We start from the raw sequence: 23514 nt of genomic DNA, 5'->3' as shown, positions 1-23514 counted from the left end.
CGAAAAAGTGTGGCACAATAGCAAAGCACGCGGTGTTCCTTTCAGTTTGATTTTCTTTTGACAAAAACCATTCTGAACCTAGAACCCCGCGTGCTTTGCTATGACACACCCACAAAACCCCCAAAACCACAGGTCAACATTTCATACACATTTTCCTGGTGAGAAAACCTCAACTGTCGTATTACACAATCTCTCCTTTGGTTCCCTGCTAGCGTAGACCCGACCTGGCAATGAAGTCAACCTTTGTCGCGCGGACGCTTGGAGCGTCGAAAAGCAAAAACGGGCAGGCACCCACTTTAAGTGTTCCCAGCCCGTTACGTCGCGCGGTCATAGCGGTGGCGTTAAAACTTTGCGTTCTTCCCCTCGCCGCTGACTAGATAAAGCTTCTTTAAAATCGGGTAACCGACGATGATGCCGACCGACCCCCAAGCGATGCCTTCTAATTGCACGCCAAACACTGTGAGGGTCAAATTTCCGATACCGGCGACCAGAGCGACAGCGGCGGCAGTTAAGTTAACCGGATTATTGAAATTCACGTTGTTGTCTTGCCAGATTCGTACACCCAGCATGCCGATCAATCCATATAAGACCATCGCGGCGCCGCCTAAAACGCCAACTGGAATCGTAAAAATCAACGCACCAAACTTCGGAATGAATGCAAGCACCACCGCAGTTGTCGCAGCAACCCAGTATGCAGCGGTGGAATATACACGAGTCGCCGCCATAACGCCAATGTTTTCCGCATATGTGGTTGTACCGGAACCGCCGAAGCCACCGGCCAACGTAGTGCCCAAACCGTCCGCGATTAGGGCATCGCCAGCTAGGTCATCAAGATCCTTCCCGGTCATCTCAGATACTGCCTTGACGTGTCCAACGTTTTCTGCAATCAGAACAACGACGACAGGCAGCGTTATGAGGACCGCCGAAACCTTAAATTCTGGAGTGTGAAACTCCGGAACGCCCAGCCACGCGGCAGCAGCTACTGTATCCGCAGCGCCCTCTGACAGGTTTCCAGTAACCGCGGCAAAAACCCATCCCACGATGACGCCGAGCAGAATACCTAATCGAGCTATCATGCCGCGGCCAGCCACGGTGAAGACAATAATCGCAACTAACGTGACCAAGGCAACCAGCGGCTGACTTTGAAAATTGTCTGCTGCAACTGGCGCGAGATTCAAACCAATCAATGCGACAATCGCACCCGTGACCGCAGGTGGCATGACAAGATCGATGACCCGTTTGCCAAGTTTCTTAACGATAAAGCCGATGATGACAAGTACGAGACCGGCAACTACCACACCGCCTAGTTGAACCCCGATGCCACTGCCTTGCGACGCCAACAACGGCGCAATGAACGCAAACGACGATCCTAAATAAGACGGCAATCGGTTCCGAGTTACCAACAGGAAAATCATGGTTCCCACACCGGAGAACAACAACGTTGTATTCACCGGGAAACCAGTCAATGTCGGTACCAGCAACGTTGCACCGAACATGGCGATCACGTGCTGCATGCCAATTCCGATGGTGCGAGGCCAATCAAGCCGTTCATCGGGCGCAACTACCGCACCCGGTTTGATGGTTTTCCCATCACCGTGCAGGGACCATCCCCAGGAAGCTTTACTCACGAAACCTTATTATTTCGTGTCTCGCGATAAATGTTCAAGTTGGTGAAAGCACTCAGACGGAAACTTTGAACCACTTCGTTAGGTATTGCTCACAAGGAACTCGCTAAGCTCTTCCGCTAGCGAATGCGGAAGTCGAACCTCCATTGCTGTGCCTTCTGGCAAGTATTCTTCCCGTAACACAGTGCCGTTTCGGTGCAGCCGCGATACAATCTCGCCTCGGGTAAATGGAATCAACAACTCGACATGTGCGTCTTTTGAATTAAGAAAGAGCTCAATACGAGCTTCCAGTTCCGCGATCCCCTCGCCAGTGTGCGCGGAGACGAATACTACGTCATCGAGGGCATGCCGCAGCTGCGCCAATACCAACGGGTCTGCAGCATCGATCTTGTTCACCACGATGATTTCCGGCGGCGCATCGACCTTTAATTCCCGCACAATATCAGTGACAACCCCATTAACCGCTTCGAATTGTTTCAGCGGAAATGGATCCGAGCCGTCCACGACGTGCAACACGAGGTCTGCTTCCACGACTTCTTCTAAAGTAGACCTGAAGGCTTCCACCAATTGGGTAGGCAGATGCCGCACGAATCCAACCGTATCCGTGAACACGACGGAGCGGCCGTCGGCAAGTTCCGCCCGCCGAGTCGTGGGATCCAGCGTCGCAAACAATGCGTCCTCCACCAATACACCCGCGCCGGTGAGCGCATTGATGAGCGACGACTTCCCCGCGTTCGTATATCCGGCAATCGCAATTTGCGGAATGGGGGACGACTTCCGCTGCGACCGCTTCACATCGCGGGCGGTTTTCATACCGGCAATCTCTTTGCGTAGCTTAGCCATATCACTGCGCAACCTGCGCCGATCAGCCTCAATCTTAGTTTCACCCGGCCCGCGTAGACCCACGCCGCCGTTGGAACCAGCACGACCACCCGCCTGTCGAGATAATGCACCGCCCCAACCTCGAACTCGGGTAATCAGGTACTCCATTTGGGCGAGCGATACCTGTGCTTTACCTTCTTTACTCTTCGCATGCTGAGCAAAGATATCGAGGATAAGCATGGTGCGGTCAATCACCTTGACATCAAGTGCTTTCTCCAACGCGATCATCTGCCCTGGAGAAAGCTCACCATCACAAATAACGGTGTCTACAGCGGTCGCCATGACGATTTCTTTTAGCTCTTGCACTTTTCCTGATCCGATATAGGTTCCGGGATCTGGCCGGTCACGTTTTTGATAAAACATTTCGACCACCTCGGAACCGGCAGTTTCTGCTAGAGCTGCCAGTTCTTGCATATTCGCGTCGATTTCGGCAGTTGTCCCCTCAGTCCACACGCCGACCAAAATAACTCGTTCCAAGCGTAGCTTGCGGTATTCAACGTCATACCCATCATCCTGGTCTGTGGCGTACGACCTACCCCGTGACAAGCTACGTAAGCTCGAGCGGTCTTCCAGATCAAGTTCACCAACGGTCGGGTGCGTTTGTGGACTAGCACCGGCCTTTGGCGCGGCGATCGACGCAGAAATCTGCGTTGAAACTGACTCTAATTCGTTTTCGAATTCGCGCTCGTTCGAACTGGTAGTGACTGTTGTATTTCGGAACGCCTGCTTGAGAATCGACTCGGTGGAATTCTCGGTTTTCTTTTTATCATTCATATGTGTAGTCATCGTTACTGCATTATTCTTCCATGCATCCTCTGATACAGCCAAGAGTTGGCGGTAATTAGCCGACGGTGATCGCGTATTGCGAACGCCATCAGACGGAACACCAACCAGTTTCTCTCGTTCAGTGCTTAGGCTTGACCTTAAGTTAGCTAAGGGGTGGCTGCCTGCGGGAATCAAGGTGTCGATGCTTTTCACCTAACGGCTTAAATTTCGTATTAAAGTCTTAGATTTTTCTTCTATATCGGCACTGCTCCTAAGCAGGTGCTGAAATAGTGTTATAAATCTGCAACCGCCACAATGAGTGTTTATTTGTCAATTAGTCGTAAAATACTTGCCTATGGGCAAAGATCTTTTCGCGTTGGGAATGAAGTATGAGAAATGGCAAGATGCTGTTGAAGCAGCCATTTCCACGAATCAGTTGTCCGTCATCGGTGAATTAAGAGGCGGCCAACTCGTCCAATACTCCGATCCATCCGGCGCACAGATCAATATCTTGGCGGTAGAGCCTTTTGCTACCTTCGCAGGATTTGAGGCACAGGCGCAAAGTTTTGCACACGTGTCAATGATTAATGATGTCGTTGCGCTGTGCGAAATCGTTGATTACAACGGCCAACCAGTAACAACGCTGACCTGTAACTTGTCACAGGGACCGCTTCTTGCTGAGCAACCTGAACAACGTTGGCAACAAATGGGAATTACCGCACTCATGTATGCAGAGGGGCTACGCCACTTTTCTAGCGTGCAAGAATTCGAATCCGAAATGTCACAAGAAGTAGGTTTCGTGGTTTCCGAGGGTGCACAAACCATAGCGGCTGGCAACGGCGCTGTAACCCCAAGTGCAATCGCAGACATTGCGGTCCGAGTCCTTGAAGCCGAATACCGTCACAATGCACTGACTGGGCAACGGTTTATCCATGCCACCGTGGATGGCTCTTTCGCTTTGGATGTATGCATTCCAGACACCATCGAACTACCGGAAAAGAACAGTGTGCTAGCAGGACAAGCAATCATGGTGGGATCCATCATCGCTCCACAAGGTTGCGGCGATGGATCCGGGGGATGCGGCTCCGGCGGTTGCGGTTGTGGTGGGCATTAAAAATGTTAGTGCGAGAGTGTGATGTCATCATGAAAGAACTCGATGCAATAGACGATCAAAGTCCACAGCCTCGGTGGCCGTGGTTCGTGATAATCGGTGCCTGTATCTTATTGACGTATTTGCTCAAATACGAAGGAGTGGCACTATCTGCGGTCATTTTGGTTGCTGCGTTTTTCGTTTCTCGGTATCAGCCGAACTCGTTGGAAACCGATGCATTGAAGTCTTCGATCGCCTTGTCTCGGGAGGACATAGAAGATGTCCTTGCGAAGTATGATGAGTTTCTTTCCAGTACGGATGCAGATGCCATTGCAGATAGAACACTACATCGGCCCGCCTTAGCTGATGAGGACTGTACAGATCCAGATATCTCAGCTTTTCATTTTCTTGCAGCGTCGTCTCGAAGGTTTGCATCGCGCGTGAACGCACGGCTCAAGCGCAACCTTAATGTGCAACAGCTTGAAGCGCTTTTGGTCGTAACAGACCGCCGCGCGCTCGAGTTAAAGGAGGCATGGTTGCAAGCTAGGCGGGCAGCACATCGATTAGGCCAGGATTATATTTAATTCTGTTTTCGGTTTGCTTTTCGACGAAAATCCAGCGCAACCTTTGACAGCAGTCATTTTTATTGCACACATCAACAAAGATTAAAGAACTTTAATCTTATGAAAACATCAGAACCGCCCCTTGCTAAACATAACGAAAAGCCTAGTCTTTCTTAGATAATTCGTTCCTTGGTGGACGTCCGACCCGTAGCCATAAAATGCCACTGCCAGCAAAAATATAAACGGTACCGCATCCAATAATTGCTGGTTTTACCCACTTTCAAATATGTCAACCAGCACATATTTTAAGATTCAAGTAGAGGTTTAAAGATGAAATCCCGCTCCAAAACGAATATCTTTAAGGGTGAATTTACTGTAATATCAGAAGCTGACAGTTAAGACCGTTTTAAGAAAAGCGGGTTAACATTATTATTCTGAATGGAAAACTTTGGTAATCTCATAGAGAGTTCGATTCTTATATAGGGACGTAAACGGCACATTAAGCCCCGTGCAAACCGCGAACCCAAACCATAAGAATCACACCAAAACTTAGGTTCCGCTTATATAGAACCGCTGTGGAGTATCGAGAAGAGGAGAAGGAAACTTGAGCAAGCGCACCCGCGCCACACGAGTTTTGGCAACAGGATTAAGCACCCTGTTGGTTTCCGGCGTGCTCAGTGCTTCGCTTTCCAGTAACGCTCAACAAGAAGAAACTGAGGTCGAAGTAGTTGGCGTTGTTCCAGTCCCAGTTCCAGTCGCGGTTGTCCCCTTCGTTGTAGCTCCAGGATCTCCAGATTCCGTGGCGGTAGGTCCCGCTATTCCGATCGATGTTGATCCGATCACGATAGAAGCACCAGTCCCTGCACCGGCTCCTGCTCCCGCGCCTGCCCCGGCTCCGGCACCAGCGCCCGCTCCTGCACCGGCCCCTGCCCCATCACGGACGGCACCAGCCAGCCCTACACCGCCCCGTGCCCCCGAGGCGACAACTCCGAGCACTGTATTGCAGTACCCGGAACCCACAGTCCCAGCTGGAGTTGATCCCACCCCAAGTGAGAGGCCTTCTAAGGAACCAAGCGACTCGCCAACGAGCAACAACAATTCCGCCTCATCGACAAGCAGCAGCTCTAAGAAAGAACCGGAACAGCTCGCCCGCGACGAAACCATTGGAAATAATCCTGATGCGTTCGTATTCACCATTGATACCCGGCTGACTCCGCATAACCCGACCAGCTACGCACTCACCGCGCTCGGATCGGAAGGAGTTGAACCAAACTTCGAAGTCTTCTGCGATATTAAGGATCCAGCTAATCGGTTCCGCGTCGAAGAAACCACCGGTGATGCCGTTTGTAATTACAAAAATCCCGGTAAATATACCGTGATGCTGAAGGGAAACTACCCGCATATAAAGCTTGGTGTCAGCGACCGGCAGGCCAGTACCGCGAGTGCATTGGTCAGTGTTGATTCCTGGGGAATGAATGTCTGGCGCAGCATGGAAGGAATGTTCCAAAAAGCCAATAACTTGGAATTCTCCCCTTACTCTGGCGCACCAAACATGTCCCAAGTTCAATCGACTGCGTACATGTTTGAAGGTGCCACCCTTTTCAACGGTGACCTTTCGGGGTGGAATACCGGAAATGTCCGCGACATGTCCGGGATGTTCATGAATGCGCACGCATTCAATAGCAATATCTCCGGATGGGATACATCTCACGTCGAAACCATGCCAAGCATGTTCCAGTCGGCGCACTCTTTCAGTGCGGACATCAGTGGTTGGAATACCGCAAACGTTCGCAACATGAACGATATGTTCACCGATGCTAAAGCATTCGACGTGAATTTGCGCACCTGGAATCTGGCATCGATCCAGAAGTTAAACAATATTTTTGATAACTCTGGGTTGTCTCCGATCAACTATTCCTCGACACTTGACGGCTGGGTGCGGCAACAGTATTCGCCTTACGGATTGAATATCGGCGCTGCTGGTGTCTATTGGTGCCCACACCCAAGTTTCGACGAAACCTTGGCCAAGTTGACGGAAAAAGGCTGGACTCGCAACGACGCAGGCGCTGCTGAGGAATACCAAGGACCAGTTATTTCGGTTGTCAATAAAGAGGATCTGGATTCCGACAAAGACGGCCCAGTTACCATCAAAATTACTACCGACGAACCATTGCGGGCGATTTCTCCTGAATGGAAAGAGGTTCCCACTGAACCTAATACGTATTCCCGAGTCTTCGAAGAAGACGAGACCATCACCGTCAAGGCCTGGGACAACTACGGCAATCCATCATTGTCCTTGATAACCGTCAGTGGTTTCGATATCACCCCGACCTCTGTATCTGAGAATTCTACGTTGTCGCCGTCATTGCGCATCGCCACGATGACCGCGTTTATCGCGCTGCTGCTCCTACTTGCAGTATTCGGCGCATACGTTGTCTACGATCGTCGTACCGCTGGTAAAGACACTGCATACCTTCGGTTAAAGGAAATGCAACGCAATAGTTAAACGACAATAGTCGCCCAACTTTCATGGAGAAAGAGGGCGACTATTGTCTTTCGTTTTATGGCAAAACCGCTGTTTTCGAAACGACCCCTTCAGCGATGATTTTTGATGGTCCCCGGAGCTGCGATCCCGTTTCTGTTAGGGTTACGAGCACCTCGCCGCCAGGGACAACAACCCGAACACTTCCTAGGTCAATACCAGCATCAGCAAGAGCCGCACGTGCCGCAGCAACTGTGCCGGTGCCACAGGAACGTGTTTCGCCGACACCGCGTTCGTACACCCTCATGTGGCACATTGGAGTTTCCGTGTCAGTGGTCAAAGCAGTTAAAATCTCGACATTGACCCCCGCTGGGAAAAACTCCTGGTCGAAAACGGGCTGAACCAGCTCTAGGTCCGCTAAATCGCTAGCAGTTAAATCAGGAACCACGCACGCCAAGTGCGGGTTGCCCATATCGACACCTAAACCAGCAAAGCTGCGATCGCCGATCTCGCAGGTAGATATTCCAGTTACTACCGGTTCCCCCATTTCCACCGAAACATCAGCGGTGAGGTCGTCGCAGTTAAAGACGGTGGCCTCTTTCCCACCTGCGCGGGTGCCAATCGTAAACGAATCTGTGGTCACCAATCCCCGACTGCGAACGAAATGGGCAAAAACCCGGGTGCCATTCCCGCACATTTCCGCAATCGATCCGTCAGCGTTGTAATAATCCATGAACCAATCGGAACGATCAACACCCGCTGGGATTTCGGTGATCAGGCCAGCGTCGAAAAGCGCACCGGTTCGGGCTACCCGGAGCAATCCATCACCGCCAATGCCTGAGCGCCTATTACAAAGCGCGGCAATGAATTCCGGATGCAATTCCTGGTGGGCATCAGGATCACAAATAATCACAAAATCATTTTCTGTTCCGTGTCCTTTCAGAAACGGAAGAGTACCATGATCGCTACTAGCATTCATTGGGTTTCCTGCATCCTTCTATTTACGCAGCGGCTGTATCTCTGCCTATTGTAACGCTAATTATTTACCTACAGATCTGCGTTCTATCACTGCGGTTGCATGGGCTTGTGTATCCGTCGCCGCTGGTATCCAGGTAATCCGTGGATCCTTTTTAAACCAGCTCTTTTGCCGTCGCACATAGCGCCGTGTTGCGATCGTCGTTCGCTCTTCAACTTCCGCCCAAGAAAGCTCGCCAGCCATCGCCGCCAAAACTTGGGCGTACCCAATGGCGCGTCCCGCCGTTGAATCTGCAATCAAACCTTCCGTGTTGACTAACCGTTGTACTTCTTCGATAAAACCTGCTTGAAACATCTGGCGAGTTCGTTCTTCGATACGTGGATTCAACCATTCCGGAGTGGTTTCTAAACCAAGTAAAATGCTGCCCCATCGCGGCGGTGCGGTTTTGGAGGGCTGACTGGCTTTAAATGGCTGGCCGGTTAGCTCAATTACTTCCAACGCCCGAACGGTCCGGCGGGGATCTTTGTCTTCGATTATTTCGGCAGCTTCTGGATCCAACTTCGCCAATTGATTGTGCAATTCGTCGACTCCATGTTTCTCAAGTCGTTCTTCCCACTTGAGGCGCACGGTTTCGTCTGTGGGTGGAAACTGCCAATCGTCGATAAGCGACTGGACGTAGAGCATGGAACCACCAACTAACACTGGGAGCTTGCCGCGTCGACTGATGTCCTCAACAACCGCAACTGCTTCCGATTGAAAGCGCGCAACTGAAGCTGTCTCTGTAACTCGCCAAACATCAAGCATATGATGTGGTATTCCGCCGCGTTCGGATTCCGGAAGTTTAGCGGTTCCAATGTCCATGCCCCGATAAAGCTGCATGGAATCCACGTTGACGATTTCGCCACCATATTCCTGTGCTATTGCTATCGCCAGTGCGGACTTACCGGAGGCAGTGGGGCCTACAATCACTACGGGGACCTGTGGTTTCATGAGGTAGTCAACTCCCATCGTGCAACGTACCGACCGACGCCTAGCGAAAAATCGCTGGCGACGAGCTCAGCTTTAGTAACGTGCGGCACCAATCTGGTTAATTCGGACCAAATTCTAGGATCCAAAACTCCGGCTTGAACCATGCGTGCACGGTCGTACTGACCGCAGTACTTCTTCGGGTTCCCTAGGAATTGTTCACACCACTGATGAATTTCTGGCGCGTGGTCAAGCAGCGAAAGCGGAGCGCGTGCGGTTAACCCAGCACTACCGTCTACAACCGCCACGATCAGCCCTGGCGACAGCGCTGCAGTATCGGAAGCTGCAGTTTCCGGCACAGTGAAACCAGCCGATTCGAGAAAAAACCTAGCAATGAGTTCCGGCAGATAATTTCCACCTGAAACTGTCACATCAGGCGCACCCCAGGCAGCAAACGACCCAGTAATGTTCGTTTGGTAATCACTATCGTGAGAACACAGAATGCGAACAGATCGCTCCGATCCACGCGAACGTGTAGAAGCCAGAGATGACAAAAGGTCCGATACCGTTTCCCGGATTGCCATGCCGACGGAATCTCCGAAACCAAGACCCGGAATTATTGCAGGGCTTCCTGGAATTATTACCACTGTTGTAGGTATGCGTTCGTCATCGTGTTCCCTCACCTTCACTACCCTACCTTAATGGCCAATCCCCTAATCCGATCGACGGTTGTGGGATGGACGTCCGGTCAAAATTCGCTGGAAGATTGGTTGTTCGCAACACTCTGGCGTCCTATTTTTGACAATTAAACCAATAAAATTTGGGATTTTTCGGCGCCAACCATGACATACCTTCCGATTACGCGGTATGTTGGTCAATAGTGTTTGTTGGCATGTATGTCTGCGGACACGTTGCTCGCGTCATTGTTAGCTTGCAGTTTTGCCAGTAGTAAAAGTGATGCGAATTTCAGGTTAACAACTTCGGCAGCCGCGTCGCGCGGTACGAGATACTTTTAAGGAAACAGCCATGAGCACTCCCAATCCTCCGAAGCCAGGTCCACGTCCTGGTCCCCGGCCTGGTCCACGTCCTGGAGCTTCCGTTGCAGCTCCGGTGGTTTCTGCTCAGCCACCAGCGCAAGCAGCCCCAGCATCCGATCCGGCACAGTGGGGACGCGTGGACGACAGCGGTAACGCCTACGTTAAAACCAAGGACGGCGAACGGCTGATTGGGTCTTGGCAAGCCGGAACTCCCGCCGAAGGTTTGGCGCATTATGGTGCGCGTTTCGACGATCTGGCTACCGAAGTTGTCTATTTGGAAGCGCGGTTGGTCTCCCACCCTGGCGAAGCTAACCACCTAAAGGAAAAAGCCGCACAGTTACAACAGTCTCTGGCAGAGGCAGCGGTCATTGGCGACCTTGACTCGTTACATATTCGACTGCAAACCGTCATCGATAACGCCGATGCCGCAGGGCTCAAGGCCAAGGAAGAAAAACAAGCACGTCGCGCTGCAGCAATTGCCCGCAAAGAAGAGTTGGCAGCCGAAGCCGAATCCATCGCCGAGAGCTCCACAGACTGGAAGCACGCAGGTGATCGGATTCGTGAAATTCTCGAGGAATGGAAGACTATCCGCGGTATCGACCGCAAAACTGATGATGCTTTGTGGCGGCGATACTCTCGTGCACGGGATGCCTTCAATCGACGTCGAGGTGCACATTTCGCGGAGCTAGATCGGGGCCGGGCAGCTGCCCGTAAGGCGAAAGAAGAGCTTGTCGCTCAGGCGGAGCAATTGAAGGACTCGACCGATTGGAACGAGACAGCCCGTGCGTTCCGGCAGCTCATGGATCAATGGAAGAAAGCTGGCCGTGCACCGCGCGAAATCGACGACAAGCTGTGGGATGCGTTTAAAGCTGCACAAGACCACTTCTTCAATGCACGGCACGCGATCCAAGACGAACGTAATCGCGAGTTTGAGGCGAATGCTCAGGCGAAGCAAGCGCTATTAGACGAATACGATCGTTTGATCGATCCGGAAGGTGGTCTCGATCACGCCCGCCAGAAGCTCCGTGAGCTTCAGGAAAAGTGGGAAGAAATCGGTTTTGTTCCTCGGGCCCAGATCCGGGAGTTTGAAGATAAAATCGCCGAGCTTGAAAACCGTGTCACCCAAGCCGCCGACGCGCAATGGCGGCGCACCGACCCTGAAGCCCAGGCGCGGGCTGCGCAGTTCAGCGCACGGGTAGCCGAATTTAATGCTGCCGCTGACGCTGCGGAAGCCAAGGGCAAGACGAAAGAAGCAGAGAAGTTGCGGGCACAGGCAGCTCAGTGGCAAGAATGGGCTGATGCCGCGATCAACGCGGTGGAAACCCGCTAGTCCTGGGTCGTTACTACTTGCTACAGGCAGTTATGATGTTTGTCATGACTGCCTTTTTCCAATTTGAACAACCGCCGCTTGGTATCACAGATTGCGATCCAAGCGACGCATTGTTGTCGTTCGTATTCTCCGCCAATCTCGCCGCGCAGGACGTTTCCGGCGATACAGCAACCTCTACCTCGGCTGGGGCAGTCATCGAGTCACTGAAGGAGAATCCCCAATCGCACACCGTCATTTTGGCGGCAATAACCGGAAGCGCGGCAGCGACCGATTCTGCGATGTCCGCACTGAATTACCCCGTCATTTCGGCGTATACGGACTCGCCTACCTCACCGCTTGTCGACGCCGACCTACTCGGCTATATCGAGGCGTCAGTGCCGCTTCAGGCGCACACCAACGGCATTGACTGCGATGTGATTTTAGATGCCGAGATCGCCCCAATTCCGGGTGAACCTGGGGACGAAACCGAAACCGAGCACTGGTTGACTTTGCTTCATCAGACCAAGGAGTTGGCCAGGCGGTTAGACCGTCAGATAGTTCGGTTATGGCACCCAGTACCGCTCGCCGACGGTGATCTAAATCCACGATTTGCCCAGGCAATAGCTGAAGCTGGCTTCAGCCTCGCCCACGATGAAACCCACGGCTATATCCCCGTTATTGCTAAACGCGGGCTTCCACTGCCCATACTGCCAAACGGATATAGTTTTTGCAGCTATCTCAATCACGATCCGAGCCCTGAACTAGTTTCTGGGATGCTCACGCTTTTCGACGCCGCGAGCACCGATATACCCGTCGGCAACTTGGCGGTAGACCCACAACCATGGACGAAGCAGCGGCTAGAACAAGCGCGGGCCTTATTGCGTCGAAAAGCAAATGAAAACATCACCACGGTACTGCTGAAGGACGGCCACCCTATCGGCTTCTCCGACACGACCAGGCTGGCAGATTCAGATCCCACCGTTGCGGATCAAGGCTCAACCGTGATCGCAGAAAACTTTCGCGGAGCCGGACTCGGCACAGCACTAAAAGAAGCTAGTTTGATAACTACGGCCAACCAGTGGCCAGAGCTGGAACGCGTCTTTACCAGCAACGCCAACTCTAATGTGGCCATGTGCCGAATAAACCAACAACTTGGTTTTACTCCGCAAAGCCGTATCCAGGTGTATCAAGCGACCATCAACCGTTAATCGGCAGCCTCGTTAGTTTTCTTGTGCCGCGCCGCGGCTTGCTGCCGACGATCGTCGATAAACAGCGGATTCGTTTCGGGTGTGTTTTGCTGTTGACTAACCAAAGCAGCACGCTGAGCATAACCAACCTCGTCGAGGTTCTCGTGTTGTTGACGTTGCTGCGCTAACCGTACCTGTTCGTCGGACCGGCGAAGAATCATGTATGACAGCGCAAAGGTAGCAACAATTACCGCAGCTACTTCCAGCAGCAAGCCGATCCCCAACCCGGGACCGCCTGAAATCTCCTTGTCCTGCAGGCGCATCCACATTGCGAGAAGCGAACTGAACAAGGAAATGCCGGTGAGCAAAAACGAAATATTAGCGAAAATCGTGCGCCGTGTGAGGAGCAAACAACCACCGAAAACGACAACGCCCAAGGTGCCGACAATAACGAAGAATTCTTCTACAACACCGATTCGCAAGCCGAGTGCTTCGCCTTGGAGCGTGAGCACTTGCCAGCCACGAACCGCACCGCCATGCGGTAAGAGCAAGCCGATGACAAACAACACCCACGCACCGATCAGGAACTTACCGAAATACTCCAGCGAGAACTTTGCTGCCGCCTTCTTTTCCGCTTCAGCAAGTTCCTGGGCACCTAAAACCTCAGGCGTGGCTTCTTCATGTGCAATCGCACTTTCATTGTTTTCAGTCATTTAACACCTCGCAGGTAGTAAGCCAGTCGTTGAAACATCCGGATGTGTTGCATTCAGACACCAAAGTCTTAACAACCACAGCCACCATCTGAGCAACCAGCAACTGGCGGTGGCGTTGGTGTGCTCGCCGTTGAAATTCGCGGCATGCCCAACCCTACTCCAATTGGCGCGGTAGTAGGTGTCTTACCCGCTTCGCTCATATCGCCGGCTCGGGTACGTCGATGCGATGTCACACCGCTATCGGCGATCAGGTAATGAGGTTTCGCATCGGTAATGACTGTGCTGACGATATCGCCCGGGCGAATGGCACCATCGATGACGCCTTCCGATGCCGCAATAGGCATGAAATGCACTAACCGCCCGTCCCGAGATCGTCCAGTGAGTCGGTGTGTACGGTCGTTCTTTCGGCCGCCGTCAGCTTGAACGAGGAGTTCGACTTCCGTATCGACAAGATTGCGATTCTCTTCCAAACAAATTCGCTCTTGAAGCGCAATCAGTCGTTCGTAACGCTCTTGAACAACTTCTTTAGGAATCTGCTCAGCGTACTCCGCTGCTGGTGTTCCCGGCCGTGGTGAGTATTGGAAGGTATAAGCGCTAGTAAATCTTGCCTTTTCCACCACATCGAGGGTTGCCTGGAAGTCTTCTTCAGTTTCGCCTGGGAATCCCACGATGATATCGGTGGTGATAGACGCATGCGGGATCTTTTCCCGCACCTCGGCCAAGATATTCAAAAACTTCTTCGACCGATATGACCGACGCATTTCCTTCAAAATACGATCAGAACCCGACTGCAACGGCATGTGTAGCTGCGGACACACGTTAGGCGTTTCCGCCATTGCATCAATGACGTCTGAAGTAAATTCTGCCGGGTGCGGTGAAGTAAACCGCACCCGTTCCAAACCTTCAATATCGCCGCAAGCACGGAGTAGTTTAGAAAACGCCGACCGATCCCGATCTTCCGTTGGGTCGGCAAAATTAACCCCATACGCATTCACATTCTGCCCGAGCAAAGTCACCTCGATGACACCCTGCTCGACCAGCGCAGAAACTTCAGCTAACACGTCGCCTGGCCGACGATCCACTTCTTTTCCACGCAAAGACGGAACGATACAAAACGTACAAGTGTTATTGCAACCTACCGATACCGAAACCCACCCTGCGTAGGCGGATTCCCGTTTTGCGGGCAGAACCGATGGGAACTGCTCCAGCGAATCCACAATTTCAACTTCCGCCTGTCGATTGTGAGCCGCCCGATCCAGAAGAGTCGGCAGGGAACCAATATTGTGAGTCCCGAAGACTACATCGACCCACGGGGCTTTTTCCACGACGCGGTCTTTATCTTTCTGCGCTAAACAGCCCCCTACGGCAATCTGCATGCCAGGATTTTCCTGTTTTACACTACGAAGATTGCCTAGCGTGCCATATAGACGCATGTCCGCGTTTTCCCGAACAGCACAGGTATTAAAAACGATGAGGTCAGGAGTGTTGTCCCCCTCAAGCGGGACATATCCCGCTTCCTCTAGCAAACCCGATAAACGTTCAGAATCATGAACATTCATTTGGCAACCAAACGTACGCACCTCATATGTCCTGGGTGCGGTTTTGGCATTATCCACGGTTTTTTCTTCGCTAACAGCTGAAATCACAATTGCCCAGTTTAATCGGCGATCCACCTAAAACCCAAAGGCAATACCTGACACCACCAACGTTTCAAGGCGCCCTAAAAAATCCCCTCCCCCAAAATTCTTATTTAAAACTAAGGTTCGTTAAAGGTTAAGCCTTAAAAACCGGGTCGCACATTTAGGAAAAACCTGCATTATTTGCGATTGGCCCAATACTTTTAACAAAAACCAAACGCGGCCCACACGGACGCTGCCTGCCGATTTATTCCCTCCACCCCCACAAAGGGGGTTATAAATTTTTTTAGAATTTTCAATATATACAGGTAGTGGCACACTATTGCGATTTCCGTTATGAAAGTTGATATTTCAACCTATTCATTAATATATTTCTCAGCTTGACTTAATTTTTTAATCAGGCAATTATTCCTATTAGCAGGTTAACTACCGAATCAACCTGGTCTTTTAAAAGTCACGCCCTCAACGGAAGGACGTTCCGCCAATGCGTAATGTAAGTAAACTTAAGAAATTCACAGTTTCTGCACTGACGTGTTTTTCGATTGCCGCTTTCAGCCCTGCAGCACATGCGCAAAACCCATTCGACGCAGCGCTTCAGCAAGTACACAGTCTCGGCAACCAAGTGCGGTTTACCGCTTTTCCTGGTCAAGCAACCTCAATTGAACAACTTAAAGTTGATACATTCAATGAAATGAATCGCGTGCGCATCGCTCACGGCAAACGTCCTATCGCACGCGATCTTGGTTTTGAGCCGCAAGCCCAAGGGTGGGCACAGTACATGGCCGCCACGGGAACCTATGCGCATAGCATCCGTAATGATGGATCCGGAGAAGTAATCTGGACTACCGATCAGTGGAATGCCCAACTAATCATTGCCACTTTCATGGCTTCGCCTAGCCATAACCGTGCGTTAATGAGCGATGTCCCTAATATCGGCGGTATTGGCATTGCTCAAGGTTTCGGAAACCAGATCTACATCGTTATCCAAAACCGCTATTAAGCCAGCACTAGATCATGGCGCCCACCGAGCAAAAGGAGTGGGCGCCAATTTCGTTACGCTAAAGACTATTGCTTTCTAAAACACCAATTCTTTCCTCAATGGCCTGTTGGGCAATAGCGTAACTGTACCCTTCTGAGAATCCTCTTCGGGCTAGCATCCCTACAATTCGCCGCAGGTACTTATCCCGCTGTTTGTGATCGCAGGGGATCTCTTTAATCGAACTAGCCTTTTTCGTTGCTATTCGTTTAGCGACGTCTTTTTCGTCGTCCTCAGAGATTTGGGCCAAAGCAGCTTCGCGCTCGCTGCGTGAAACTCCTTTGGACTTTAGTTCGCGATCGAGCACCACGCGGCTTTTCCCACTGCGCTGGTGGCGTTGCCGCACCCATTCAGAAGCAAAAAGCGCGTCATCGATCAATCGGCATTCCGCTAGGTCGTCTAACACACTCTCCACTAACGTCGAATCGAAATCCAGACGCAGCAACCGGTCACGTAACTCCGAGCGGGAGCGGCCCCGCTGGTCCAGTAATAACAATGCCCTACGGCGTATTTCTTGCTTTCCCTTTTCAACAACAGGGTCGAACAAGTCACTGCCGTTTTCAAGATAATCAGCGAAAGCTTGTTGTGCTCGTGCCAATTTCTCCTGTTGAACTGAGGAACGAGACCTATTAGTCATCAGTCTCGTCGTCGAAGTCAATATTAGGGACCATATCGACAGGTTCGTCGGAAAGCTCATCAGCAGCCTGCGCGTATTCGCCAACTCCGAGCTTCTTCAGAATCTTCTGCTCGATCTCATTTGCCAATTCTGGATTGTTCTTCAAGTGCATACGCACTTTTTCTTTGCCCTGGCCTAGTTGGTCTCCTTCATAAGTGAACCACGAACCGGATTTCTTAATAATGCCATTGTCGACACCCATATCGATCAACGAAGATTCCCGAGAAATTCCCTCGCCATACATAATGTCGAACTCTGCAACTTTGAAAGGCGGTGAGACCTTATTCTTGACAACCTTCAGCTTTGTCCGGTTACCAATTGCATCTTGTCCGTCTTTCAACGTCTGAATCCGACGCACATCACACCGCACTGAAGCATAAAACTTCAATGCCTTACCACCGGTCGTAGTCTCCGGGGACCCGAACATCACGCCGATTTTTTCGCGCAACTGGTTGATGAAGATGGCAGTAGTACCGGAGTTATAGAGGGCACCCGTCATTTTGCGCAGCGCCTGGCTCATAAGGCGGGCCTGTAAACCCACATGGCTGTCGCCCATTTCCCCCTCGATTTCGGCCTTCGGGGTAAGCGCAGCCACCGAGTCAATAACAATAATGTCGATAGCACCAGATCGCACCAACATGTCTGCGATTTCAAGAGCCTGCTCACCGTGATCCGGCTGTGAAACCAGTAACGCATCGGTATCAACGCCGAGTTTACGGGCATATTCTGGATCAAGCGCGTGCTCCGCGTCGATAAATGCCGCGATCCCGCCTTCCCGCTGAGCACTGGCAATTGCATGCAACGCCACCGTGGTTTTACCAGAGGATTCCGGCCCATAAATCTCTACGATACGTCCGCGTGGGAAACCGCCGATCCCTAGGGCAACATCGATCGCGGTATTTCCCGAGGAGATCGCACGAATCGGCGGACGATTGTCGTCCCCAAGACGCATCACGGCACCTTTGCCAAAATCCTTTTCAATCAATGCCAATGCAGCATCGAGTGCTTTCTGCCGGTCGCCGCCAGCCGAAACTGCGGTTTTGGTGCTTTTCTTTGCAGCCATATCAAAATCCTTAATTTATATCTTGGTTGTTTGACACTGGAGGATTATCTGGGTCCTCATATAGTTAGACTCAACTTCTATACCGTTTGGTTCCCTAATGTTTAAGAAAACTTTCCGTGCTGGGTTGATCTATGTTGTTAAGATAATCAATCACTCTGACACGGAGTTATATTACACGCACAACTGTTCGAAATTCAACCGAAACGCGGCAAGCTAATCGAGGAATTACAACGGATTTTAGTCGTCGTTACCAAGGCGGCGCTCAGCTGGAATCTGGAAATCGTCACACATCTTTTCCCATACTTCCGCGGGATCCATCCCCTCTTCTATGAGGACATTTGGCGTTTTACCGGTTCCGGAAACAACATGGGAATGCACTATCCAGGCACCATACTGGTCCCCGAATTCGTCAGTTATTAGTTTCTGAAACTGAGTAAGCCGCATGAACCCCATTGTATCTATCGAATGAATCGGCCCGCTGATCCAAGGTGGCGTGTTAACTCCGACATTCACTACCCCCTTTTGTGTGGGGCAGGCGCCCCTGAAGTGGCTTGAACAATGTTTAGCAGTAATGTGTCCAGGTATGACAACACAAAAAACTTCTTCAAATACATTGCTTGATGTCGCATACATCGCAGTATTTGCAGCGCTGATCATCGTATTAGCCTTTGTTGCCATTCCCGTTGGTGCCGCTGGCGTCCCAATCGTTCTGCAAAATGCAGCCGTCATTTTGACTGGTCTCGTCCTCGGCCCCAAACGGGGGTTTTTGGCCGTCGCGCTATTTCTTGGTCTTGGACTAATCGGGCTTCCGGTACTTTCTGGCGGTAAAACGACACTTGCTGCCATCGCCGGCCCTACTGTCGGATACCTTGTTGGCTACCTCATCGCAGTTATCGTGGCTGGTTTGATCAGCTACGCGAGCCCTAAAGGAAAGTCCAACACACTTATCGCTTTCCTCATCGTAGCTGGGCTGGCGGCACTTGCAACTCAATATCTGTGCGGCACCATCGGCCTGATGATCCGTTCCGATATGACATTGACCGCAGCGGCAGCTGTTAATCTCCCCTTCATCATCCCTGATCTGGGCAAACTAGCAGCTGTCGTCGTAATCGCTTATAGCGTATTGATGGCGCTGCCTGACATTCGTAATCGTCGTTAAGTAAATTAATGTAAACCCAAGGCAATAAAATCTGCCTTGGGTTTTGTGTTTTACAAATTAAGTCGCGAAAGAAATCTTGTGCCGGAAATCTGTTTCGAAAACGTCAGCGTCCAATACGAAGAACGCGAAGTCCTCCGCAATGTCGATCTCACCCTCAGGGAGCATCGCATCGGGGTCATCGGGGCTAACGGTGGCGGAAAATCCACCCTCATCCGATTAATCAATGGCCTCGGCACACCCACGGAAGGAAAAGTGACCGTCAATGGCCTTGATGTCGCCAAAAATGGTAAACAAGTCCGGCGCCAAGTGGGATTTGTATTTTCTGATGCCGAAAACCAAATCATTATGCCTACGGTCGAAGACGACGTTGCCTTTTCACTTCGACGACTTGGCATAAAGAAAGCAGAGCGCCTAGAACGCGCTCACCACATGCTGGAACAATTCGGGCTTTTAGGACACGCGCAACACTCCCCTCACCTTTTATCTGGCGGACAGAAGCAACTGCTTGCATTAGCCGCCGTCTTGGTTTTGGAACCAGACATCATCGTGGCAGACGAACCAACTACTCTGCTTGACATGCGAAACCGCCGCAAAATCCGCGCCGTATTTGATGGCTTAGCACAGCAAATGATCGTGGTGACGCATGATCTCGATTTTCTTTCCGGATTCGATCGGGTGTTATGTGTCCATGACAATGGCATTGTTGCCGACGGCAATCCAGACGACGTAATCAGCTTTTATAAAGACCTAATGGCTGCGGAGGAACTATGATGCGGTCAATACCCTTAGGTGTCTATGTCGCTAGCAACAGCGTCATTCACAGACTTCCGCCGCTGCTCAAGTTCTGTTTTTTGATCGTCTTTATCGTCGGGACCAGCATTCTAATCTCCACGCCAACTGCCGCTGTCCTAAGCGTCGTCTGCGTCGCCGGACTATACGTTCTGGGAAAAATACCAGCCCGCATCGCATTCCAACAGTTATGGCCACCGCTACCAGTCTTGTTAGCATTGGGTGCGTTTCAGTGGTGGCAAAGCGGCATCGAAAAAGCCCTCGTCACCGTTTTCGTGATCTTCGCAGCAATTATGCTCGCCATGCTACTGACATTGACGACAACGATCGACGAAATGATGGAAGCCATGGAGCGAGCACTTCAACCCCTGGCCCGATTCGGTGTACCCGTTGACATTATCGTTTTGGCGTTCTCCCTCACGATGCGACTCATACCATTAATGTTGGCTACGGTTTATGAGGTTCTTGATGCACGAAAAGCCCGCGGCGCAGCCTTTTCCATAACGGCATTCGGCACCCCAGTGCTTATTCGATCCATAAAACGGGCCCGAAACATAGCAGATGCCCTCATGGCCCGAGGAGTCGGTGACTGAATAACCCCTTGTCAAACCTCGTAACTGTTAGAGGTTTGACAAGGGGTTATTTTACTGGTGAAAATTTAGCTTTCGCCGCGTAGCTCACGCATACGCTGCGCCACGGCGTCATCGGCTGCCGATGGTTGATCAGCCGGTGCTTCAATGGATTGCTGTGCGGAAGAAGAGCCTGAAGCCAGTTCGCCAGCCATCTGAGCACGGATCTGTTCAAGACGGGAATGGCCAGCTAACTGAACACTAGCTTGCTCAATCTCGACCATGCGTCCTTGGACAGAATTTTCTGCAAGTTCGGCGGTGCCAAGAGCATTTGCGTAACGACGTTCGATTTTCTCTCGAACTTGCTCCAGGTTAGGAGTATCACGCGAGGTAATAGCATTCATGGACTGGATCGACTCTGCGACCTTTTCCTGCATCTTAGCCTGCTCAAGCTGGCTAAGGAGCTTGGTGCGCTCCGCTACTTTCTGCTGCAATGCCATCGAGTTACGCTCGACCGCTTTCTTTGCTGCCGCAGCCTGCTGCAAAGCCTGATCGTGGAGTTGCTTCGTGTCTTCGACGGATTGTTCTGCTGTAACCAACTGGGCAGCGAAAGCTTCCGCAGCGTTTTCGTATTCAGTAGCTTTCTGCACATCGCCTGCTGCGCGTGCTTTATCGGCTAACTGAATCGCCTGCCGAGTGTTCGCCTGGAGCTTCTCAATATCTGCTAGACGACGGTTAAGCTGCATCTCTAATTGGCGTTGGTTACCGATCACCGCTGCTGCTTGCTGAGACAGCTCTTGATGTTGACGCTGTGCATCTTGAATTGCTTGTTGGATTTGAACCTTAGGATCAGCATGCTCATCGATCTTGCTGTCAAACAAGGCCATCAAATACTTCCAAGCCCGCACGAATGGATTCGCCATTACTGTTAAGCGCCTTTCTACTTTTGTATTTTATTTCTTAACCGGTGCCCATCATAGTGGAAAATGATGGCCTTTTTAGAGGAATGATGCGACTTTCTCGACGCAGCCACCAGATCCAAACTAAACGTGCGCCAATTCCTTTTCCACATTGCGCACCGCCATGGTACCTGCGGCTTCAATGAGAACATCCGAAACACTGGTACCCAACGCGTGGCATACGCTGGCTAAAAGTTCAGACGATACTTCCTTGCGTCCTCGCTCCAGTTCAGAGAGGTAACCAGGCGAGACTCGCGACGCTTCAGCAAGCTCACGTAACGTAATCCCTTTGTCTGCACGGAAGGCCCGTAAAGCCGAACCTAGCGCCTGACGCAGAAGAGGCTCAGGAGTTTTGGGGGTAGCTGTTGGTGCTACTGGCTTTTCAAGAACTGCGGTGTATTTCATCATCACTTAGTGTAACGGTAAACGCCGTCAGTTTGTTCCCGACAACCAAAAGTTCTTGAGTCTATACCGCTCAAGAAAGAATCACGTCGAATAAGACGATAGTTCCCTGATTAATAAACCAAGCGCGGCCGAGACTGCGGTGTGTCGAATCGTCGCCCGGTCGCCGATCAATAGCCGATGCACCGATTGCGGTGCTTCCGTCAGGAGATCGCCCGCGAGATAGGCGGAAATACTGTTGTCTGGTCGGGCAAGGCCTATCCACACCTCTCCCACCGGGTGCCCATCCTGCATATCAGGTCCGGCAACCCCAGACAATGAAATTCCCCAATCGGATAGGCAGGTCTTTTTCACGTGCTCTGCCATGTGGCGGACAGTCACTTCCGAAACCGGACCATTAGTAGCGAGCACGTCTTGCGGAACTCCCCCGATAACCGCTTTCAGCGGTGTTGCGTAGGTGACTAATCCACCGGTGAGAACCGCACTCGCGCCTGGAATATTAGCCACAGTCGCACAGAATAACCCAGCGGTCAACGATTCACAGGCGGAGAGCGTGTGCCCCATCCGAGTCATGGTGGAAACCACGACATTTGCTTGAGAGGAAACAGAAAACATTGTCGCTTACTTTTTCTTGATCTGAAATGAATCGTAGATGTATTGCACGCCAGTAACGACGGTTACGACGACTGCAATGATCATGACTGTCAACGCTACAAAGTGGAATGATGGTGGGAGCGGCAAAAGATATAGTGCCACCGCTAACGTCTGCAAGACTGTCTTGAGTTTCCCTCCTTTGGAGGCAGGAACGACATTGCCTTTTCGTAATTCCAGCATGCGCCAGATAGTGATTCCGATTTCGCGGATAAGAATCACCACGGTGATCCAGATCGGTAGAATGCCAGTGATATTTAGACAAATGAACGCAGTCGCCATCAAAGCTTTATCCGCGATCGGGTCTGCTATTTTGCCAAAATTAGTAATCAGTCCACGGGATCGTGCGATATCGCCATCAAGTTTGTCAGTGATCATCAAAGCCACAAAGCACGCGAAGGACCACAGCATCCAGGATGTGTGTTGACTTTCGCTTTTTAAAACCAACCACGCAAACAGTGGAATCGCTATGATGCGCAGACTGGTCAAGACGTTAGGCAGATTAAGATTCGAGGGTTGCTTATCTACCGCATTGGGCGAAGGCGTGTTCATAGCTTCTTAGATTACACAAGTAATTGGCCACAAATTTTTAAGTAGAACCCACTACTATCAGCTACATGACCGTTTTTGCTATTGAATACCAGTACAAAGCCGATAGTGAACTCATCACTGAGATTCGACCGGAGCACCGCAAATTCTTGTCCGGCCTCAAAGACGAAGGAAAGTTGATCGGTTCCGGCCCGTTCACTGATGGCGAAGGAGGTGCGCTCATTGTCATCCAGCTCGCTGATTCAGCAACGGTGGCCGACGCAACTGCCCTCATGGATAGCGATCCTTTTTATGTTGGCGGGGCGCTTGATGGGCGGGTTTTTCACACATGGAACCCGGTGCTAAATGTGTTTGGGTACCAGGCTCCCTAACAACTAATGGTGTGAGTGGCAGCATTGAAACGAACTGCCCCTCACACCACGTGTACAC

General features: G+C 51.4%; 24 protein-coding genes. 10 read left to right on the top strand and 14 right to left on the bottom strand.

Annotation, left to right across the window (positions count from 1 at the left end; translation table 11 throughout):
• Positions 1 to 341: 341 nt before the first annotated feature.
• Positions 342 to 1628 carry a uracil-xanthine permease family protein gene (locus tag Q4D85_RS04825; RefSeq protein WP_303198597.1) on the bottom strand — a complete coding sequence of 429 codons (1287 nt, stop codon included), beginning with the start codon at positions 1626 to 1628 and terminating at the stop codon, positions 342 to 344.
• Positions 1629 to 1706: 78 nt separating this feature from the next.
• Positions 1707 to 3281: a GTPase HflX gene (gene hflX, locus Q4D85_RS04820; protein ID WP_303198596.1), complete on the bottom strand. Its 1575-nt coding sequence runs from the start codon at positions 3279 to 3281 to the stop codon at positions 1707 to 1709.
• A 346-nt stretch (positions 3282 to 3627) separates the two neighbouring features.
• Here hflX and Q4D85_RS04815 point away from each other — a divergent pair, with 346 nt between their 5' ends.
• The 3 genes from Q4D85_RS04815 to Q4D85_RS04805 all read left to right on the top strand — a co-directional run bounded on the left by Q4D85_RS04815 (position 3628) and on the right by Q4D85_RS04805 (position 7431).
• A complete protein-coding gene (locus Q4D85_RS04815) occupies positions 3628 to 4386 on the top strand; it encodes a hypothetical protein (RefSeq protein WP_303198595.1) in 759 nt (252 codons plus the stop codon).
• Between the two features lie 29 nt (positions 4387 to 4415).
• Positions 4416 to 4946 carry a hypothetical protein gene (locus Q4D85_RS04810; RefSeq protein ID WP_303198594.1) on the top strand — a complete coding sequence of 177 codons (531 nt, stop codon included), beginning with the start codon at positions 4416 to 4418 and terminating at the stop codon, positions 4944 to 4946.
• 583 nt (positions 4947 to 5529) lie between these two features.
• The gene (locus Q4D85_RS04805) at positions 5530 to 7431 is read left to right on the top strand and encodes a BspA family leucine-rich repeat surface protein (RefSeq protein ID WP_303198592.1); all 1902 of its coding nucleotides are present in this window, start codon (positions 5530 to 5532) and stop codon (positions 7429 to 7431) included.
• A gap of 55 nt (positions 7432 to 7486) precedes the next feature.
• Here Q4D85_RS04805 and dapF read toward each other — a convergent pair whose 3' ends face one another.
• Genes dapF through Q4D85_RS04790 form a run of 3 tightly spaced genes read right to left on the bottom strand, consistent with a single transcriptional unit; the run spans position 7487 to position 9780 of the window.
• Complete coding sequence (gene dapF, locus Q4D85_RS04800) at positions 7487 to 8386, bottom strand: diaminopimelate epimerase (protein WP_303198591.1); 900 nt, start codon at positions 8384 to 8386, stop codon at positions 7487 to 7489.
• 60 nt (positions 8387 to 8446) lie between these two features.
• A complete protein-coding gene (gene miaA / locus Q4D85_RS04795) occupies positions 8447 to 9373 on the bottom strand; it encodes a tRNA (adenosine(37)-N6)-dimethylallyltransferase MiaA (RefSeq protein WP_303198589.1) in 927 nt (308 codons plus the stop codon).
• Entirely contained in the window at positions 9370 to 9780 is a 411-nt protein-coding gene (locus Q4D85_RS04790; protein ID WP_303198587.1) for a hypothetical protein, read from the bottom strand. The genes miaA and Q4D85_RS04790 overlap by 4 nt, the downstream gene beginning before the upstream one ends.
• A 595-nt stretch (positions 9781 to 10375) precedes the next feature.
• On the opposite strand from Q4D85_RS04790, the gene Q4D85_RS04785 reads away from it, so the two are divergent.
• Both Q4D85_RS04785 and Q4D85_RS04780 read left to right on the top strand, forming a co-directional pair.
• The gene (locus Q4D85_RS04785; RefSeq protein WP_303198586.1) at positions 10376 to 11716 is read left to right on the top strand and encodes a DUF349 domain-containing protein; all 1341 of its coding nucleotides are present in this window, start codon (positions 10376 to 10378) and stop codon (positions 11714 to 11716) included.
• A 44-nt stretch (positions 11717 to 11760) separates the two neighbouring features.
• Positions 11761 to 12903, top strand: coding sequence for a GNAT family N-acetyltransferase (locus tag Q4D85_RS04780; RefSeq protein WP_303198585.1), 1143 nt, complete (start codon positions 11761 to 11763; stop codon positions 12901 to 12903).
• Here Q4D85_RS04780 and Q4D85_RS04775 read toward each other — a convergent pair.
• Together Q4D85_RS04775 and miaB are read right to left on the bottom strand one after the other, a co-directional pair.
• Complete coding sequence (locus Q4D85_RS04775) at positions 12900 to 13595, bottom strand: hypothetical protein (protein ID WP_303198584.1); 696 nt, start codon at positions 13593 to 13595, stop codon at positions 12900 to 12902. The genes Q4D85_RS04780 and Q4D85_RS04775 overlap by 4 nt on opposite strands.
• A 68-nt stretch (positions 13596 to 13663) precedes the next feature.
• On the bottom strand, positions 13664 to 15211 hold the full coding sequence (gene miaB / locus Q4D85_RS04770; RefSeq protein ID WP_303198607.1) for a tRNA (N6-isopentenyl adenosine(37)-C2)-methylthiotransferase MiaB: 1548 nt from the start codon (positions 15209 to 15211) through the stop codon (positions 13664 to 13666).
• A gap of 505 nt (positions 15212 to 15716) precedes the next feature.
• Between miaB and Q4D85_RS04765 the strand changes: the two genes are divergently transcribed.
• Positions 15717 to 16232 (top strand): CAP domain-containing protein, encoded by a 516-nt coding sequence (locus Q4D85_RS04765; RefSeq protein WP_303198583.1) that lies wholly within the window; start codon positions 15717 to 15719, stop codon positions 16230 to 16232.
• Positions 16233 to 16290: 58 nt separating this feature from the next.
• Here the strand turns inward: Q4D85_RS04765 and Q4D85_RS04760 are convergent, their stop codons facing one another.
• The 3 genes from Q4D85_RS04760 to Q4D85_RS04750 form a co-directional block, all read right to left on the bottom strand.
• On the bottom strand, positions 16291 to 16905 hold the full coding sequence (locus tag Q4D85_RS04760; RefSeq protein ID WP_303198582.1) for a regulatory protein RecX: 615 nt from the start codon (positions 16903 to 16905) through the stop codon (positions 16291 to 16293).
• Positions 16898 to 18007, bottom strand: coding sequence for a recombinase RecA (gene recA, locus Q4D85_RS04755; RefSeq protein WP_303198581.1), 1110 nt, complete (start codon positions 18005 to 18007; stop codon positions 16898 to 16900). Before recA ends, Q4D85_RS04760 begins: the two co-directional genes overlap by 8 nt.
• 237 nt (positions 18008 to 18244) lie before the next feature.
• Positions 18245 to 18451: a DUF3046 domain-containing protein gene (locus tag Q4D85_RS04750; protein WP_303198579.1), complete on the bottom strand. Its 207-nt coding sequence runs from the start codon at positions 18449 to 18451 to the stop codon at positions 18245 to 18247.
• 139 nt (positions 18452 to 18590) lie between these two features.
• On the opposite strand from Q4D85_RS04750, the gene Q4D85_RS04745 reads away from it, so the two are divergent.
• The 3 genes from Q4D85_RS04745 (at position 18591) to Q4D85_RS04735 (ending at position 20548) form a co-directional block, all read left to right on the top strand.
• Positions 18591 to 19166, top strand: a complete 576-nt coding sequence (locus Q4D85_RS04745; protein ID WP_303198578.1) for a biotin transporter BioY — start codon at positions 18591 to 18593, stop codon at positions 19164 to 19166.
• A gap of 78 nt (positions 19167 to 19244) precedes the next feature.
• Entirely contained in the window at positions 19245 to 19937 is a 693-nt protein-coding gene (locus tag Q4D85_RS04740) for an energy-coupling factor ABC transporter ATP-binding protein (RefSeq protein WP_303198576.1), read from the top strand.
• The gene (locus Q4D85_RS04735) at positions 19934 to 20548 is read left to right on the top strand and encodes an energy-coupling factor transporter transmembrane protein EcfT (protein WP_303198574.1); all 615 of its coding nucleotides are present in this window, start codon (positions 19934 to 19936) and stop codon (positions 20546 to 20548) included. The genes Q4D85_RS04740 and Q4D85_RS04735 overlap by 4 nt, the downstream gene beginning before the upstream one ends.
• Positions 20549 to 20613: 65 nt before the next feature.
• Here the strand turns inward: Q4D85_RS04735 and Q4D85_RS04730 are convergent, their stop codons facing one another.
• The 4 genes from Q4D85_RS04730 to pgsA all read right to left on the bottom strand — a co-directional run bounded on the left by Q4D85_RS04730 (position 20614) and on the right by pgsA (position 23088).
• Positions 20614 to 21447 (bottom strand): PspA/IM30 family protein, encoded by an 834-nt coding sequence (locus Q4D85_RS04730; RefSeq protein WP_303198571.1) that lies wholly within the window; start codon positions 21445 to 21447, stop codon positions 20614 to 20616.
• 120 nt (positions 21448 to 21567) lie between these two features.
• A complete protein-coding gene (locus Q4D85_RS04725) occupies positions 21568 to 21891 on the bottom strand; it encodes a helix-turn-helix domain-containing protein (protein WP_303198606.1) in 324 nt (107 codons plus the stop codon).
• Positions 21892 to 21969: 78 nt separating this feature from the next.
• Positions 21970 to 22500 (bottom strand): CinA family protein, encoded by a 531-nt coding sequence (locus Q4D85_RS04720; protein ID WP_303198570.1) that lies wholly within the window; start codon positions 22498 to 22500, stop codon positions 21970 to 21972.
• 6 nt (positions 22501 to 22506) lie between these two features.
• Positions 22507 to 23088, bottom strand: coding sequence for a CDP-diacylglycerol--glycerol-3-phosphate 3-phosphatidyltransferase (pgsA, locus tag Q4D85_RS04715; RefSeq protein WP_303198569.1), 582 nt, complete (start codon positions 23086 to 23088; stop codon positions 22507 to 22509).
• A gap of 65 nt (positions 23089 to 23153) precedes the next feature.
• Between pgsA and Q4D85_RS04710 the strand changes: the two genes are divergently transcribed.
• Positions 23154 to 23456 carry a YciI family protein gene (locus Q4D85_RS04710; protein ID WP_303198567.1) on the top strand — a complete coding sequence of 101 codons (303 nt, stop codon included), beginning with the start codon at positions 23154 to 23156 and terminating at the stop codon, positions 23454 to 23456.
• Positions 23457 to 23514: the final 58 nt, after the last annotated feature.

The organism is Corynebacterium sp. (assembly GCF_030532965.1).
Classification (GTDB): Bacteria; Actinomycetota; Actinomycetes; order Mycobacteriales; family Mycobacteriaceae; genus Corynebacterium.
The sequence above is the reverse complement of the archived record's forward strand: the minus strand, read 5'-3'. Positions and strand labels throughout refer to the sequence as shown.